General features: G+C 36.3%; 14 protein-coding genes. 9 read left to right on the top strand and 5 right to left on the bottom strand.

From position 1 onward, the window contains the following. The first annotated feature begins 90 nt into the window (after positions 1-90). Positions 91-609, top strand: coding sequence for a shikimate kinase (locus P176_RS0102295; RefSeq protein ID WP_026753180.1), 519 nt, complete (start codon positions 91-93; stop codon positions 607-609). Here the strand turns inward: P176_RS0102295 and P176_RS0102290 are convergent. Together P176_RS0102290 and P176_RS0102285 are read right to left on the bottom strand one after the other, a co-directional pair. Then, positions 601-1,095 carry a phosphoribosyltransferase family protein gene (locus P176_RS0102290; protein WP_026753179.1) on the bottom strand — a complete coding sequence of 165 codons (495 nt, stop codon included), beginning with the start codon at positions 1,093-1,095 and terminating at the stop codon, positions 601-603. The two genes, P176_RS0102295 and P176_RS0102290, sit on opposite strands and share 9 nt — an antisense overlap. 61 nt (positions 1,096-1,156) lie before the next feature. Next, complete coding sequence (locus P176_RS0102285; protein ID WP_026753178.1) at positions 1,157-1,528, bottom strand: RNA-binding S4 domain-containing protein; 372 nt, start codon at positions 1,526-1,528, stop codon at positions 1,157-1,159. A 144-nt stretch (positions 1,529-1,672) separates the two neighbouring features. On the opposite strand from P176_RS0102285, the gene P176_RS0102280 reads away from it, so the two are divergent. Beyond that, complete coding sequence (locus P176_RS0102280; protein WP_156032938.1) at positions 1,673-2,611, top strand: FKBP-type peptidyl-prolyl cis-trans isomerase; 939 nt, start codon at positions 1,673-1,675, stop codon at positions 2,609-2,611. 77 nt (positions 2,612-2,688) lie between these two features. Here the strand turns inward: P176_RS0102280 and P176_RS0102275 are convergent, their stop codons facing one another. From P176_RS0102275 to P176_RS0102265, 3 genes are all read right to left on the bottom strand, one after another. Further along, positions 2,689-3,315 (bottom strand): outer membrane beta-barrel protein, encoded by a 627-nt coding sequence (locus P176_RS0102275; RefSeq protein WP_081820660.1) that lies wholly within the window; start codon positions 3,313-3,315, stop codon positions 2,689-2,691. Positions 3,316-3,440: 125 nt separating this feature from the next. Continuing rightward, positions 3,441-4,397: a transketolase family protein gene (locus P176_RS0102270; protein ID WP_026753175.1), complete on the bottom strand. Its 957-nt coding sequence runs from the start codon at positions 4,395-4,397 to the stop codon at positions 3,441-3,443. A 93-nt stretch (positions 4,398-4,490) separates the two neighbouring features. Then, entirely contained in the window at positions 4,491-5,336 is an 846-nt protein-coding gene (locus tag P176_RS0102265) for a transketolase (RefSeq protein WP_026753174.1), read from the bottom strand. A gap of 234 nt (positions 5,337-5,570) precedes the next feature. Between P176_RS0102265 and tgt the strand changes: the two genes are divergently transcribed. From tgt to P176_RS0102220, 7 genes are all read left to right on the top strand, one after another. Beyond that, positions 5,571-6,701 (top strand): tRNA guanosine(34) transglycosylase Tgt, encoded by a 1,131-nt coding sequence (gene tgt / locus P176_RS0102255; RefSeq protein WP_026753173.1) that lies wholly within the window; start codon positions 5,571-5,573, stop codon positions 6,699-6,701. Positions 6,702-6,805: 104 nt separating this feature from the next. Beyond that, positions 6,806-7,882, top strand: a complete 1,077-nt coding sequence (locus P176_RS0102250) for an LptF/LptG family permease (RefSeq protein WP_026753172.1) — start codon at positions 6,806-6,808, stop codon at positions 7,880-7,882. After that, positions 7,869-8,783, top strand: coding sequence for a DMT family transporter (locus P176_RS0102245; protein WP_026753171.1), 915 nt, complete (start codon positions 7,869-7,871; stop codon positions 8,781-8,783). Before P176_RS0102250 ends, P176_RS0102245 begins: the two co-directional genes overlap by 14 nt. Before the next feature lie 59 nt (positions 8,784-8,842). After that, the gene (locus P176_RS0102240; protein ID WP_026753170.1) at positions 8,843-9,796 is read left to right on the top strand and encodes an acetyl-CoA carboxylase carboxyltransferase subunit alpha; all 954 of its coding nucleotides are present in this window, start codon (positions 8,843-8,845) and stop codon (positions 9,794-9,796) included. 166 nt (positions 9,797-9,962) lie between these two features. Then, on the top strand, positions 9,963-11,501 hold the full coding sequence (dnaB, locus tag P176_RS0102235; protein WP_026753169.1) for a replicative DNA helicase: 1,539 nt from the start codon (positions 9,963-9,965) through the stop codon (positions 11,499-11,501). 117 nt (positions 11,502-11,618) lie between these two features. Further along, positions 11,619-12,665: an AI-2E family transporter gene (locus P176_RS0102230; protein ID WP_026753168.1), complete on the top strand. Its 1,047-nt coding sequence runs from the start codon at positions 11,619-11,621 to the stop codon at positions 12,663-12,665. Positions 12,666-13,237: 572 nt separating this feature from the next. Further along, the gene (locus P176_RS0102220) at positions 13,238-14,422 is read left to right on the top strand and encodes a hypothetical protein (RefSeq protein WP_037349108.1); all 1,185 of its coding nucleotides are present in this window, start codon (positions 13,238-13,240) and stop codon (positions 14,420-14,422) included. The last annotated feature ends 11 nt before the right edge of the window (positions 14,423-14,433 follow it).

Raw genomic sequence — 14,433 nt, 5'->3', positions numbered from 1 at the left:
AATTAATATTCCAAACCAAAAAATGTAATTTTTTTCGTTTTTTTGTAGTCGATGTTCAAGTAGTGTCCATCATGAAAATCTAAGTTGTTTATGACCATTGTTTTATTAGGGTATATGGGTTCGGGGAAATCCTCTGTGGGACAATGTCTTGCTGATAAAATTTCTTTTGATTTTATCGATTTCGATATTTTTTTATCAGAAAAGGAAGGTATTTCTATTCCTTTTTTATTTGAAAAAAAAGGTGAAATTTATTTTAGAAAATTAGAGGCAAACTATTTGTATGAGCTTTTAAATAGAAAAAATACGATTATTTCTTTAGGTGGGGGGACGCCATGTTACGGTAATAACATGGCTACTATAAACAAGAGTGATATGGTCACTAGCATTTATTTAAAAGCAGCAATACCTACATTGATAGAAAGACTTTATAATGAACGAAAAAAACGTCCCATGATTTCGCATTTAGATAATCTAGATGAATTTCAAGAATTTATAGGCAAACATCTTTTTGAGCGTTCGCAATTTTATTTGCAATCTGATTTTAGTGTCGTGACAGATCATAAAACACCAGATCAAATAGCCGAAGACATCATAACGTTATTATTTTAAAAAAGCGCTATATGCTTTTCCTTTAAGCACAACTTCCACATGCTCATTTAAGGAAGTTGATAAAGAGATGCCTTTGAAATCTGCCTTTATTGGATATTTTTTATGATTTCGGTTTACTAAAACCGCCGTTTTAAATTGCTTTAAAGGCACATCTAAAAAGTGCTTAACACCATAGATAAGTGTTCCACCAGAATTAAGTACATCATCTACCAAAATCACAGATTTGTTTTCATACTCTGCGGGAGGGATTGAGGTGCTTATCTTATCTAAGGGGTTTTTCTTGTTGACAATAACACTACATAATATCGATTTGATACCTGAGATTTTATCGAGATCGTCTTTTAGCTTTTTAGCCAGTATAAAACCATTAGATTCAATTCCTGCCAATATAATTTCTGTCTCTTCTACGTTGCTTTCGTAGATTTGGTAGGCAATACGTCTGATCTTATGTTTTATTTCAATATGCGTGAGTATCGTGTTTTCCATAATGGTTTTTTAAAAGATGAAAGGTACTGAGAGTTTTGTTGGGCCTAATAATATAAAGCTGCTATTCGGGCTCATCGTAAAAACCGTCTATATCACGACGGTCTTTTTTAGTTGGGCGTCCGGTTCCTTTTTTACGATAATAATCCTTAGAATATTTTAATAGATCTTGAGCTTCAAAAGCTTCTTTTGGAGTGGTATCGGTGATATAAATATCCACCAATTTTGCTCCAACCCGATTTGGAGGCGTATCATTGACAGTGAGTTGGTAGTTCACTTGGTTTTTTCGAACTTCAACTTTATCAGTAGCATAAACTTCTCTACTGGGTTTTACCGATTGTCCGTTGACTTTAATATGTCCTTTTTTACATGCAGCAGTGGCAATACTTCTGGTTTTAAAGTACCTCACGCACCAAAGAAATTTGTCTACACGCATATGATTTAGTGTGAAATTGGCGTTAATTGTTTAACCCAAAAATATTATATTATTGTATCTTGCCTGACAAAATTAAGCAATAAAGCTGACTTCGGAAATGGCAGTTCCATCTAATAGAGGTCGCTATGAAAAAAAAATAAATTTATGAAGTTAAATGTAGTTTACATTTTTGCAATTGTAGTTTTAAGTTGTTTGTCATCTTGCAAGAAAGATGATGATGGTGATTTGGTTTTTTTACCGCCAAGAGATAGAACAGAACAGCAAATCGCAGACCGTGATTCATTAATAGGTTATTTGGAGACGCATTATTACAACTCATCAACTTTTGACGTTCCTGGTAATTATTCGACTAGTGACATCGTGTTGACGGAATTACCTAAAGATGACAGTGGTAATTATTTATCGTTACCGGATCCTGAAAACAATACATTGCTGATAGACTCACCTCTTTTAGAAACGAATACAACAACTTTTGCAGAGACAGAATATGAGTATTATGTACTTAGACTTAATGAAGGGGGAGGAGAAAATCCAAATTTTAGTGATAATATTAAAATTAATTATTCAGGAATTTTGTTAGACGGCGAAGTATTTGACAATACGGTTAATGCCGATATGCCTTTAGATCTCGTTAGACTCATACCTGCTTGGAGAATTGTTATACCGAGTTTTGGAACAGCAGAGGGCGGTAGTACTCTAAATGAAGACGGCACATTTTCTTACGAAAATTATGGTTTGGGAGTGATGTTTATCCCTTCAGGTTTAGCGTATTTTAGCGAAGTTCCATATACATATACCAATTTGATTTTTAAATTTGAATTGTATGACTCTACGGTTAATGATCATGATGGCGATGGGGTTCTTTCTCATTTAGAGGATATTAATGAAAACAGCAACGTTTTTGATGATGATTCTGATGGCGATGGTTTACCAGATTATGTAGATACTGATGATGATGGTGATGGTGTATTTACCTTATTTGAGGATATTGATGGAGATGGTGACCCTACAAATGATGATACAAATAATAACGGAATTCCAAATTATTTAGATCCTGAATCCACAGAATCTAATCAAGATTAAATCTTATTGAAAATTAGTGTCATAAAAAAAGCTGCCTGATATTCAGGCAGCTTTTTTTATGTTCAAAATGAAATGCCTTATAAGGCTAAGGATAAGCTCAAGATCAATTGATCTGGTCTTGTATCGACTCGACTTGAAACGTCTTCACCTAAATTATTTCCAATAAAGGTGGCTTCATTTTCACTATAGCCTCTTTCATAACGCAAGTCAAGACCCAATTTTCCTAGGCTAAGACCGATACCGAAATTTAATCCTACTGAAAAGTCGTTTTCAACGTTATCGATGTCTATGCCATCAAACTCATTATTTAAAATATATTGCAAAGACGGGCCTCCAAAAACTGATAAGGGACCAATAACCTTTACGCCAACTAATAACGGTGCATCTAATTTTTGGGTTGTAAACACGTCACTATCGTAATCACTCTTCATGCTCGTGTATACAAGTTCAGGTCTAAAATAAAAGCGATCGCCAATTTTTCCGAAGACACCTAAATGATATCCAATATTTCGATCTGGATGTTTTGCATTGCTGCCTATGGATTCAAAATAATCTCCATTGGCACCATAGTTAAGTCCGCCTTTGATCCCAAAAGCACTTCCTTCTTGTGCATTTATGCTGAAGCATAAGAGCGAAAAGACTGCCATGGTCAAGACCGTCTTAGAGATGTTGGTTTTTGACTTAAATCTTTTTGAAATGTTCATAATGTTCGTTTTTTCTGATTTTGATGTTGAATATCAAAAACGTTGCCAAACGAAAATTATTTCTTTTCTATCGGAAATTTTAGTTGAAATATAGCGGTTTTAAATAATTGCAATAGATACAGCCTTTATTTTTTACGTCTTATGACGTTTTCAGCCGCCTTGGTAATAGCTTCTGCATTTAAACCATATTTATCCATAAGCTGAGCTGGAGTTCCAGATTCACCAAAAGTATCTTTAGTGGCTACAAATTCCTGTGGCGTTGGTAAGTGTTGCGCTAATACTCTTGCAATGCTTTCACCTAAACCTCCTAAGAAATTATGCTCTTCTGCTGTAACAATACATTTTGTTTTGGCGACAGAATCTAAGATGGCTTTATCATCTAAGGGTTTTATGGTGTGGATATTAATGACTTCCGCAGAAACACCTTTTTCATTTAAGGTTTTTGCTGCTTCTAAAGCTTCCCAAACGAGATGTCCAGTGGCAACAATAGTAACATCGGTTCCTTCTGTTAAAAGTACCGCTTTACCAATCTCAAAGGTTTGATCTTCTGCTGTGAAATTTGCTACCTTTGGTCGTCCAAAACGCAAATATACTGGTCCGTCATAATCTGCAATGGCAATGGTTGCTGCTTTGGTTTGATTGTAATCACAAGTATTGATTACCGTCATACCCGGAAGCATTTTCATTAATCCAATATCTTCGAGAATTTGATGTGTTGCGCCATCTTCTCCTAAAGTTAGGCCAGCGTGCGATGCACAGATTTTTACATTTTTACCGGAATACGCTACACTTTGACGAATTTGATCATAAACACGACCTGTAGAAAAATTGGCAAAAGTTCCTGTAAAAGGAATTTTACCGCCAATAGTCATCCCGGCAGCCAAACCAATCATGTTTGCTTCTGCAATACCTACTTGAAAAAAGCGTTCTGGATGGTTGGCTTTAAAATCGTCCATTTTTAAAGAACCAATTAAATCGGCACAAAGTGCAACGACGTTTTCGTTTGTTTTTCCTAATTCTGTAAGTCCAGCTCCAAATCCTGAACGCGTATCCTTACTTCCTGTGTTGGTATATGTTTTCATGCTGTGCCCGCTAAAACGGATATATTTGTGTTATTTCTTTTGATTGGTAAATAACGTTTGATTAATAGTTTTGAACAAGAGGGATTGAGAATTTTAGTAATCTCCTAAAGTTTCTTCATTTTGTGCCAAACCAACTTCTAATTGGTCATCGTTTGGAGCTTTTCCATGCCAAGCGTGCGTGTGCATCATAAAATCAACACCATTACCCATAACTGTTTTTAATAATACGCATACAGGTTTGCCTTGCCCAGTTTTAGATTTTGCTAAAGCCATTCCTTTTAATATCTCTTCAATGGTATTGCCTTGGATAATTTCTACAACAATCCAACCGAAAGCTTCAAATTTGGCTTTAAGGTTACCCATAGGTAAAACCACATCAGTTGGACCATCAATTTGTTGGCCGTTAAGATCAATGGTAGAAATGATATTATCTACATTGTTTCCAGCCGCATACATAATGGCTTCCCAATTTTGTCCTTCTTGTAACTCGCCGTCTCCGTGCAAGCTATATATGAGATGTTTGTCTTTATTTAGCTTTTTAGTTTGAGCAGCACCTAGGGCTACCGAAAATCCTTGACCCAAAGAGCCCGAAGCCACTCGAATACCCGGAAGGCCTTCATGAGTGGTAGGATGACCCTGTAAACGGGAATCTATAATTCTAAACGTACTTAATTCTTCTACTGGGAAATAACCAGATCTTGCTAAAACGCTATAGAACACAGGGGAAATATGTCCGTTTGAAAGGAAAAATAAATCTTCTCCTATACCATCCATATCAAAACCACCATTTCTTTCTAGAATTTCTTGATAAAGGGTTACTATAAATTCAGCACAACCTAATGAGCCTCCAGGATGGCCAGAATTAACTTTATGAACCATTCGCAGGATGTCTCTACGTACTTGTGTGGTTAAATCTTCTAATTTTTGAATGTTTGGCATGTTGCGATTGTGAGTGATTTTAAGTGGCAAAAATAAAGGTTTCATTATCTGAATCAAAAACCCAGATGCTGCACTTATCAACGAAATAAAGTCAGTTGCTAACAATTTTTGAGAAAAACAGAATGCTGACTGAAAATAAAACGAACACTCAAAATTCTGCTAAGGAATTTTACCAAATGTTTAAGAGCATAAACAAGAGAGTTATTTATATTTGCCCCAAGACCTTCACTATTTATGAATTTTAAACTTAAGGCCAGTGATGCCCAAACAAAAGCAAGGGCAGGTGAAATTACCACCGATCACGGTACCATTGAAACCCCTATTTTTATGCCTGTTGGCACGGTGGCTTCAGTAAAAGGAGTACATCAACGCGAACTTAAAAATGATATCAATCCTGATATCATACTTGGTAATACCTATCATTTATTTTTGAGACCCCAAACTCCAATATTGGAGAAAGCAGGCGGCTTGCATAAATTTATGAATTGGGACCGAAATATTTTAACCGATTCTGGAGGATATCAAGTATACTCACTATCAGACAATAGGAAAATTAAAGAGGAGGGAGTTAAATTTAAATCCCATATAGACGGGAGCTATCACGTGTTTACCCCAGAAAATGTAATGGAAATTCAGCGCAGTATTGGTGCAGATATCATCATGGCATTTGATGAATGTACACCCTATCCTTGTGATTATAATTATGCCAAGCGCTCCATGCACATGACGCACCGGTGGTTAGAGCGTTGTATGGCACATCTAAAGAAAACACCTTTGAAATACGATTACGATCAAACGTTTTTTCCAATCGTGCAAGGGAGTACTTATAAAGACTTAAGAAAACAATCTGCAGAATATATTGCCAATGCTGGAGCAGAGGGGAATGCTATTGGCGGCTTGTCTGTTGGAGAACCTGCGGAAGAAATGTATGGCATGACAGAAGTGGTCTGTGATATTCTACCAGAGGAAAAACCCAGATACCTCATGGGTGTTGGCACTCCAATAAATATCTTGGAGAACATTGCTCTTGGAGTAGATATGTTTGATTGTGTCATGCCCACGAGAAATGCAAGAAATGGAATGTTATTTACCGCTAACGGTACCATAAATATCAAGAACTTGAAATGGGCCGATGATTTTTCGCCTGTTGATGAAATGGGCATCACCTTTGTTGATACGGAATATTCCAAAGCCTATTTAAGGCACCTATTTACAGTAAATGAATTGTTAGGAAAGCAAATTGCGACCATTCATAATTTGGGCTTTTACATGTGGCTGGTTCGAGAAGCGAGAAAGCATATTATCGCAGGCGATTTTAGAACTTGGAAGGAAAAAATGGTAAAACAAATGGACAAGAGACTCTAACCGGTTGCTATTTTAGAATAAAGGAAATAAGAAAGTTTGATTCAACACTAGAGTGTCTAGAAGGTTGGATTTCATAATAAGGCTATGACTCTTTTAAGTATATAATGAAAATTCTTGATTGGTACATTTTAAAGCGCTATCTCTTCACATTTTTGATGATGTTGCTGCTGTTTATTCCCATCGGGATTACTGTAAATCTTGCTGAAAAAATTGGAAAAATTTTAGAACGTGAAGTTCCCTTTCCTGCGGTAGCACAGTATTATTTAGATTTCACCATTTACTTTGCCAATTTATTATTCCCCATCTTTTTGTTTTTATCGGTAATCTGGTTTACGTCCAAATTAGCGAATAATACAGAGATCGTGGCATTTTTAAGTTCAGGAGTATCGTTTTGGCGATTTCTTAGACCTTATATGATAGGCGCCACTATTGTGGCCGCCTTTGCATTGCTTATGGGCCTATATTTAGCACCAAAGGCAAGTAAAGGGTTTAACCAATTTAAATACGAGTATTTAAAAGGAAATAAACAGGCCGTTCAAACAACCAATATCTATAGACAGGTTAACGATCATGATTTTATTTATGTTAGTAGTTTTAATCCCGAAACTAAAGTTGGTCAAAACTTCAGTTTAGAGCATGTTGAGGACAATCAACTTGTTTATAAAATCAACGCCAGCAGTATTAGATATGTAGACGAAGACTCGTTATACCGACTTTCTTCTTACACCAAACGAAAATTTCTAAAAAACAAGGAGATTCTAGAGACCAATCGAAATAAGGACACCATTTTTCCTTTTGATCCAGAAGATTTAACTCCAGAGGAATACATAGCAGAAACACTTCCTTATGGTGAGCTCATCGATTTTATTGAAAAAGAAAAACAACGCGGTTCTTCAAATATTGGGCGCTATCAAGTGGTAAAGTATAAAAAATGGAGTCTGCCTGTTTCCGTATATATCTTAACAATTATTGCTGTGGCCGTATCTTCAATTAAAAGACGTGGTGGTATGGGAGTCAATCTTGCATTCGGTATTACCATTGCCATGGTGTTTGTGTTTTTTGATAAGGTTTTTGGAGTAATGGCAGAACAGTCTAGTTTTAGTCCAATTATTGCGGTATGGTTTCCAAATATCATTTTTGGTATATTGGCCATTTATTTATTGAATAATGCCAAGCGCTAAAGCCAAAAATTACCTACATCTTCATGTTTTAGTCTTTATTGCAGGATTCACTGCAATTTTAGGAGAATTGATATCAATAGGCGCAGCGGCTCTAGTGTGGTATCGCATGCTTATTGCAGGTGTATTGATGTTCTTATTTATAAAAGTAAGAGCCATCCCCATCAAAATAGACTTTAAAACAAAGTTGAAATTTCTGTTAGCCGGTGTTATTATAGCCCTGCACTGGATTACATTTTTTGAAGCGATCAGGCAATCTAATGTATCTATAACCTTGGCAATGTTTTCGACAGGAGCATTCTTTGCATCTTTCATAGAACCACTCATTTTTAAAAGACGCTTAATATGGTATGAGATGGTGTTTGGCATTATTGTTATCATCGGCGTATATTTGATAACACAGAGCGAATTGCGATATATCAATGGCATTTTGCTAGGCATTTTATCAGCATTTCTATCGACGCTCTTTGCGGTCATTAACGGGCAATTGATCAAGCACCATGAGGCTACAGTGATTTCGTTTTATGAATTTATAAGCGGCGTTGTGTTTTTGACGCTTTTCATTGTAATTTTTCAAGGCGGATTTTCTTCGGAATTTTTTAAGCTCTCAGCTGAAGACTGGATCTATTTACTCATATTGGCCTCCATATGTACAGCCTACGCCTTTATAGGCTCTGTAAAAGTGATGCGATTTATAAGTCCTTACACGGTAATTCTTACTTATAACCTTGAACCTCTTTACGGAATTGTTTTAGCCGTCCTCTTGTTCCCTGAGACAGAGATCATGACTTCAGAGTTTTACTATGGTGCATTCTTAGTGTTGGCAACGGTTATGGCAGAAGGAATTCTTAAAAATCGCAAAAGCTTTAAAAAGCGAAAGCTCCTAAATAACAAAGCCAATTAAAAACTTTATATTTGTAAGCTAAATTAATTATCTAATCAAAAGAATTAATCAAGATTTCAATGGAATATTTAGATTTTGAGCTCCCTATAAAAGAACTAGAAGATCAACTAGAAAAATGCCAGATCATAGGTGAGGAAAGTGACGTTGATGTTACCCAGACCTGTAAGAAAATCGAAAAAAAGCTGATCGAGACTAAAAAGGAAATTTATAAAAACCTTAGTGCTTGGCAGCGTGTACAATTGTCTAGGCACCCCAATAGACCTTATACATTAGATCATATCAAAGCACTTTGTGGCGAAACGTTTCTAGAACTTCACGGAGATAGAAATGTTAAAGATGACAAAGCCATGATTGGTGGTTTGGGCAAAATTGGAGACCAGAGTTACATGTTTATTGGTCAACAAAAAGGATACAATACAAAGACGAGACAATATAGAAACTTCGGGATGTCTAATCCAGAGGGTTACCGTAAAGCGTTAAGATTAATGAAGTCTGCCGAAAAATTTGGCATTCCTGTAGTGACGCTTATAGATACACCTGGCGCATATCCTGGTCTTGAAGCCGAAGAGCGCGGACAAGGAGAAGCCATTGCTAGAAACATCTTAGAAATGACCCGTCTAAAAGTTCCTATCATTACTATTATCATAGGTGAAGGTGCTTCTGGTGGGGCCTTGGGAATTGGAGTAGGAGATAGAGTCTTGATGTTGGAGAATACATGGTATTCTGTAATCTCTCCAGAGTCCTGTTCCTCTATTCTATGGCGTAGCTGGGAATACAAAGAGCAGGCAGCAGAGGCTTTAAAACTTACCGCTCCAGACATGAAAAAATTGAAGTTGGTAGATACGATTATAAAAGAACCCCTAGGCGGTGCACATACCGATAGAGCGGCTACATTTCAATCGGTAAAAGAAGCCATAGAACTCAATTATGCCGAGCTAAAAAACTTATCACAAGAAGATTTGGTAGAGCAACGCATGGATAAATATTTAGCCATGGGAGTGTTCAAGGGCTAAGTCTTACTTAACAACAGATTCAAGAAAACCAGAACAACTTGTTCTGGTTTTTTTGTGGCTATTAACAATATATTGAAGTTATCAACAGTTAAATTGTTGACGACTTGTTAAGATTGAAGAATTACAAATCCTCTTTTTACTTAACAATTTATTTACATTCGCAGATATGAAACAACCCAACCAAATGCAAGGCTATAAAGTAGATAGAAGTACTCTTATTAGCTTAGAGAAAGGAAAAATACCTCCACAAGCTATTGATTTAGAAGAAGTTGTATTAGGAGCTATGATGATTGATAAAAAAGGGGTTGATGAGGTAATCGACATCCTAAGCGCCGATGCTTTCTACAAAGAAGCTCATAAACATATCTTTGAAGCCATTTTCAAATTATTTGAAAACAGTGAACCGGTGGATTTATTAACCGTTTCTAGTCAATTAAAGAAAGATGGGAAACTAGACGTCAGCGGTGGCGATTTTTACTTGATATCTTTAACACAACGGGTCTCTTCTTCTGCGCATATTGAGTTTCATGCCCGCATCATTCTTCAAAAATATATCCAGCGAAGTCTCATTAAAATTTCCAACGAAATTATTGAAGAGGCTTACGATGAAACCAAGGATGTTTTTGATTTATTAGACACTGCAGAGGCCAAGTTGTATGAAGTTACCCAAGGAAATGTCAAAAAATCTACTGAGTCCGCACAAAGTTTAGTAATTCAGGCAAAAAAGAAAATTGAGGAAATTTCCAATCAAGAAGGCTTGAGTGGTATTCCGTCTGGATTTACCAAATTAGATAAGCTTACTTCAGGATGGCAACCCAGTGATTTGATTATTGTGGCCGCACGTCCGGGTATGGGTAAAACCGCCCTAACCTTAACCATGGCCCGAAATATAGCAGTTAATAGCAATATTCCTGTGGCCTTTTTCTCTTTGGAGATGTCATCTGTACAATTGATTACGCGATTGATTTCTTCGGAAACGGGATTGTCTTCAGAAAAGCTTAGAACAGGGAAATTAGAGAAACACGAGTGGGAGCAACTTAATGTTAAAGTGAAAACCTTAGAAAAAGCACCACTGTTTATTGATGATACCCCATCGCTTTCGATTTTTGATTTAAGAGCAAAAGCAAGACGTCTTGCCTCACAATATGGTATTAAAATGATTGTGATTGATTATTTGCAATTAATGACGGCTGGTGGAAGCCAAAAAGGAGGGAACCGAGAGCAGGAAATATCTACAATTTCCCGAAACTTAAAAGCACTGGCTAAAGAATTGAGTCTGCCCGTAATTGCATTATCTCAGTTGTCTCGTGCTGTTGAGACGCGTGGTGGCAGTAAAAGACCATTGCTTTCTGACCTTCGTGAATCTGGAGCCATTGAGCAAGATGCCGATATTGTAAGCTTTATCTACAGACCTGAATACTACAAAATAGAGGAATGGGATGATGATGAACGTTCTCCAACTGAAGGTCAAGGTGAGTTTATTGTTGCTAAACATAGAAATGGTGGGCTAGATAATATTCGTCTGAAGTTTATTGGACACCTCGGTAAGTTTGATAATCTTGATGATTTTGACACACCGTTTGGAGAGTTTCATTCTAAAATGAATGCAGCAGCTAATGATGATACGTTTAAGACAGATCATTTCCCATCACCTTCTGATGCCTTTGGTACTCCCGAAGATGACGATGAAGATGTCCCGTTTTAAATCGATGACATAAGTAGCCCATAAAGTAATTTATGACGCTTCTTTTTTAGACAATTTGATAAGATGTCAAAACAATTTGTACTAAATTTGCTCTGCTATCATTAAGAAGTTTGCCCCATGTTAGAAGAAAGACGTACCACCAATATCTTGCTGTTATTTATTGTAATACCGGTGGTGTTTTACCTGCTTAAAATACTCTCATTTATTTTTATACCGCTCATAAGCTCAATGTTTATAGCGCTCTTGTTTTTGCCACTCATGCGATGGTTGGGAAAAAGAAAAGTCCCAAGATTACTCAGTATAGTGATTGTGCTGGCATTGATTGTATTAGGGATTTTTATAGGTGTAGAATTGGTCAATCTATCGAGCAAACAGATTTTGGCAAGTGATTCTGGCTTTTTTGCGAAAGCAGAGGTTAAAATCAATGATCTTATGCTTTTTCTACAGCATAAATTTGGAATTGAATATGATACTGAAGGTAATTTTTTAGGTCAGTTTTTTCAAAAAGAGAACATAGGCTCTACCGTAGATTTTCTTCGGAAATTTTTAACTACCATTTTAATGATCGTATTCTTTACGGTGCTTTGGTTGGCAGAGTCTATCAACATGCACAAGGTGCTCAATGATATCATTCTGAAACAGAAACATACCTCTGTAAAAGCCTTTATGCGTATTGAAAAAGATTTGATCACCTTTATTAAAGTAAAATTTGCGGTAAGTGCATTTACAGGGATTTTTACAGGACTGGCCTGTGTGTTCTTTGATGTTAGTTTTCCAATATTTTGGGGATTATTTGCTTTTTTGATCAATTTTGTACAAATGGTAGGGTCTTTCATTTCGGTCATTTTATTAACGATTTTCGCTTTTGTAGAATTGGAGTCCTCAAGCGTACTTTTCTTTTTCTTCCTTTCTATTACAGGTGTTCAGGTGTTGTTTGGGGCAATTTTAGAGCCTGTATTTATGGGTAAGTCCTTTTCAATAAATGTCATCGCTGTGTTGATCATGTTGATGCTTTGGGGCTTTATTTGGGGAATCCCTGGGCTAATTATGGCCATACCCATTACGGTATTCATCAAAATTATTTTAGAACAATTTCCAGGAACCCGGGTAGCGGCCTCCTTACTGTCAGGTACTGAAAGATCAATCAAACCTCTTAAAAAGTAGTTTTTTTAGTTTGTATAAAATGTGTTTTAATTCGAACTTTCTTTATCCTGATCAAAAACGCTGCTGTGGAGGATGTCTGTTATAAAATACAGATAGACTTGTTTCAAGAGTTTTATAAGTAAGTTATAACTAGTCTCTTGCTTATAACTACTAATACACGTTATACTAGAGTCATACAATCATATTGAAATTACGCTTCACCTTAGTTTGCTAAAATAGGAGTTGGTAAAGGAGAAGAGGATGGAACATAGCCTAAATATTGGGATATTGAAGCGCACAGCTCTTTAGGTTTAAAATTTATGTAATGAAAGCAGAACCATTTCCAAAACATTACGCCATTTTTGACGAAATGTCTGCCGTATTACAATCGGTTGAAGAAATTAGCGTTAAGCTAATGAGTCAATATTTGCGCGATTAAAATATAAATCAGTATTCGAGATTTGATCTAAGGATCATATTTTTGACTATCTTGAACATAAAAAGAAGGATTTTTAATGAAAAAGACGCTTACGTTATTACTGTTATTTTTTATTTTATCTATTACCTCCCATGCATCCTACATTTTAATTCCCATGGATGTAGAAGGTCAGCAAAATCATTTAAAAGCATATGGTGTCACTTATTGGACGCTAGAAAAACAACTCAAGGTCAATTGGCTACTCAATTATCGAGGCGGTTCCTTTTTATTGCCTGATTCTGAAGAAATTCAGCGAGAATGTCAAATTAGAGGCGTGAGTTTTGAAGTGATCTCAAATGCTAAGACTGAAGAAATTCTGAAATTAATTAGCAGTCCATCTGAGAATATGGAATCTGTTATTTTGGAAAAGGCACCAAAAATTGCAGTGTATTCACCTGAAGGATTAAAGCCTTGGGATGATGCAGTGACTATGGTATTGACATACGCAGAGATCCCATATGAAACCATTTATGATGAAGAAGTGCTCGATGATGCTTTAATACTTTATGATTGGTTGCATTTACACCATGAAGATTTTACTGGTCAATATGGCAAATTTTATAGAGCTTACCGCTCTGCGTCATGGTACATTGAAGATAAAAGGGAAGCAGAGGCTTTAGCGGCAAAATTAGGATACGATAAGGTTTCCGAAGAAAAATTGGCCGTTGCTCAAAAAATAAGAGATTATGTTGTTGGAGGTGGTTTTATGTTTGCCATGTGCAGCGCCACAGATAGTTTTGATATTGCGCTTTCTGCAGATGGTGTTGATATTTGCGAGCCCATGTTTGACGGTGATGGGAGTGATCCTGGCTATCAAAATAAAATAGATTACAGCAATACCTTTGCTTTTAAAGATTTTATCTTGGAGCGTAATCCCAATGTTTACGAGTTTTCTTCTATTGATATGACAAGAAAGCGACAAATCCCTAAAACCACAGATTATTTTACACTCATGGATTATTCAGCTAAATGGGATCCTATTCCTACCATGTTGACTCAAAACCATACTGCATTAGTCAAAGGATTTATGGGGCAAACCACGTCTTTTACCAGAGATGAAATTAAATCTAATGTATTGATTATGGGAGAAAATCGCACCAACGGAGAAGCAAAATATATTCATGGTATCAAAGGCAAGGGATTTTTTACCTTTTACGGCGGTCATGATCCCGAGGATTATACCCATAAAGTTGGTGATCCTAAAACAGAATTAGATTTACATCCTACTTCTCCAGGATACCGTCTTATTCTTAACAATGTTCTCTTTCCAGCTGCTAAAAAGAAAAAGCAAAAAACATAAGTTTAAAATAG

The sequence above is a fragment of the Sediminibacter sp. Hel_I_10 genome (assembly GCF_000688335.1).
Classification (GTDB): Bacteria; Bacteroidota; Bacteroidia; order Flavobacteriales; family Flavobacteriaceae; genus Psychroserpens.
Note: the sequence above shows the minus strand (reverse complement) of the source record. Positions and strands in the feature narration are given on the sequence as shown.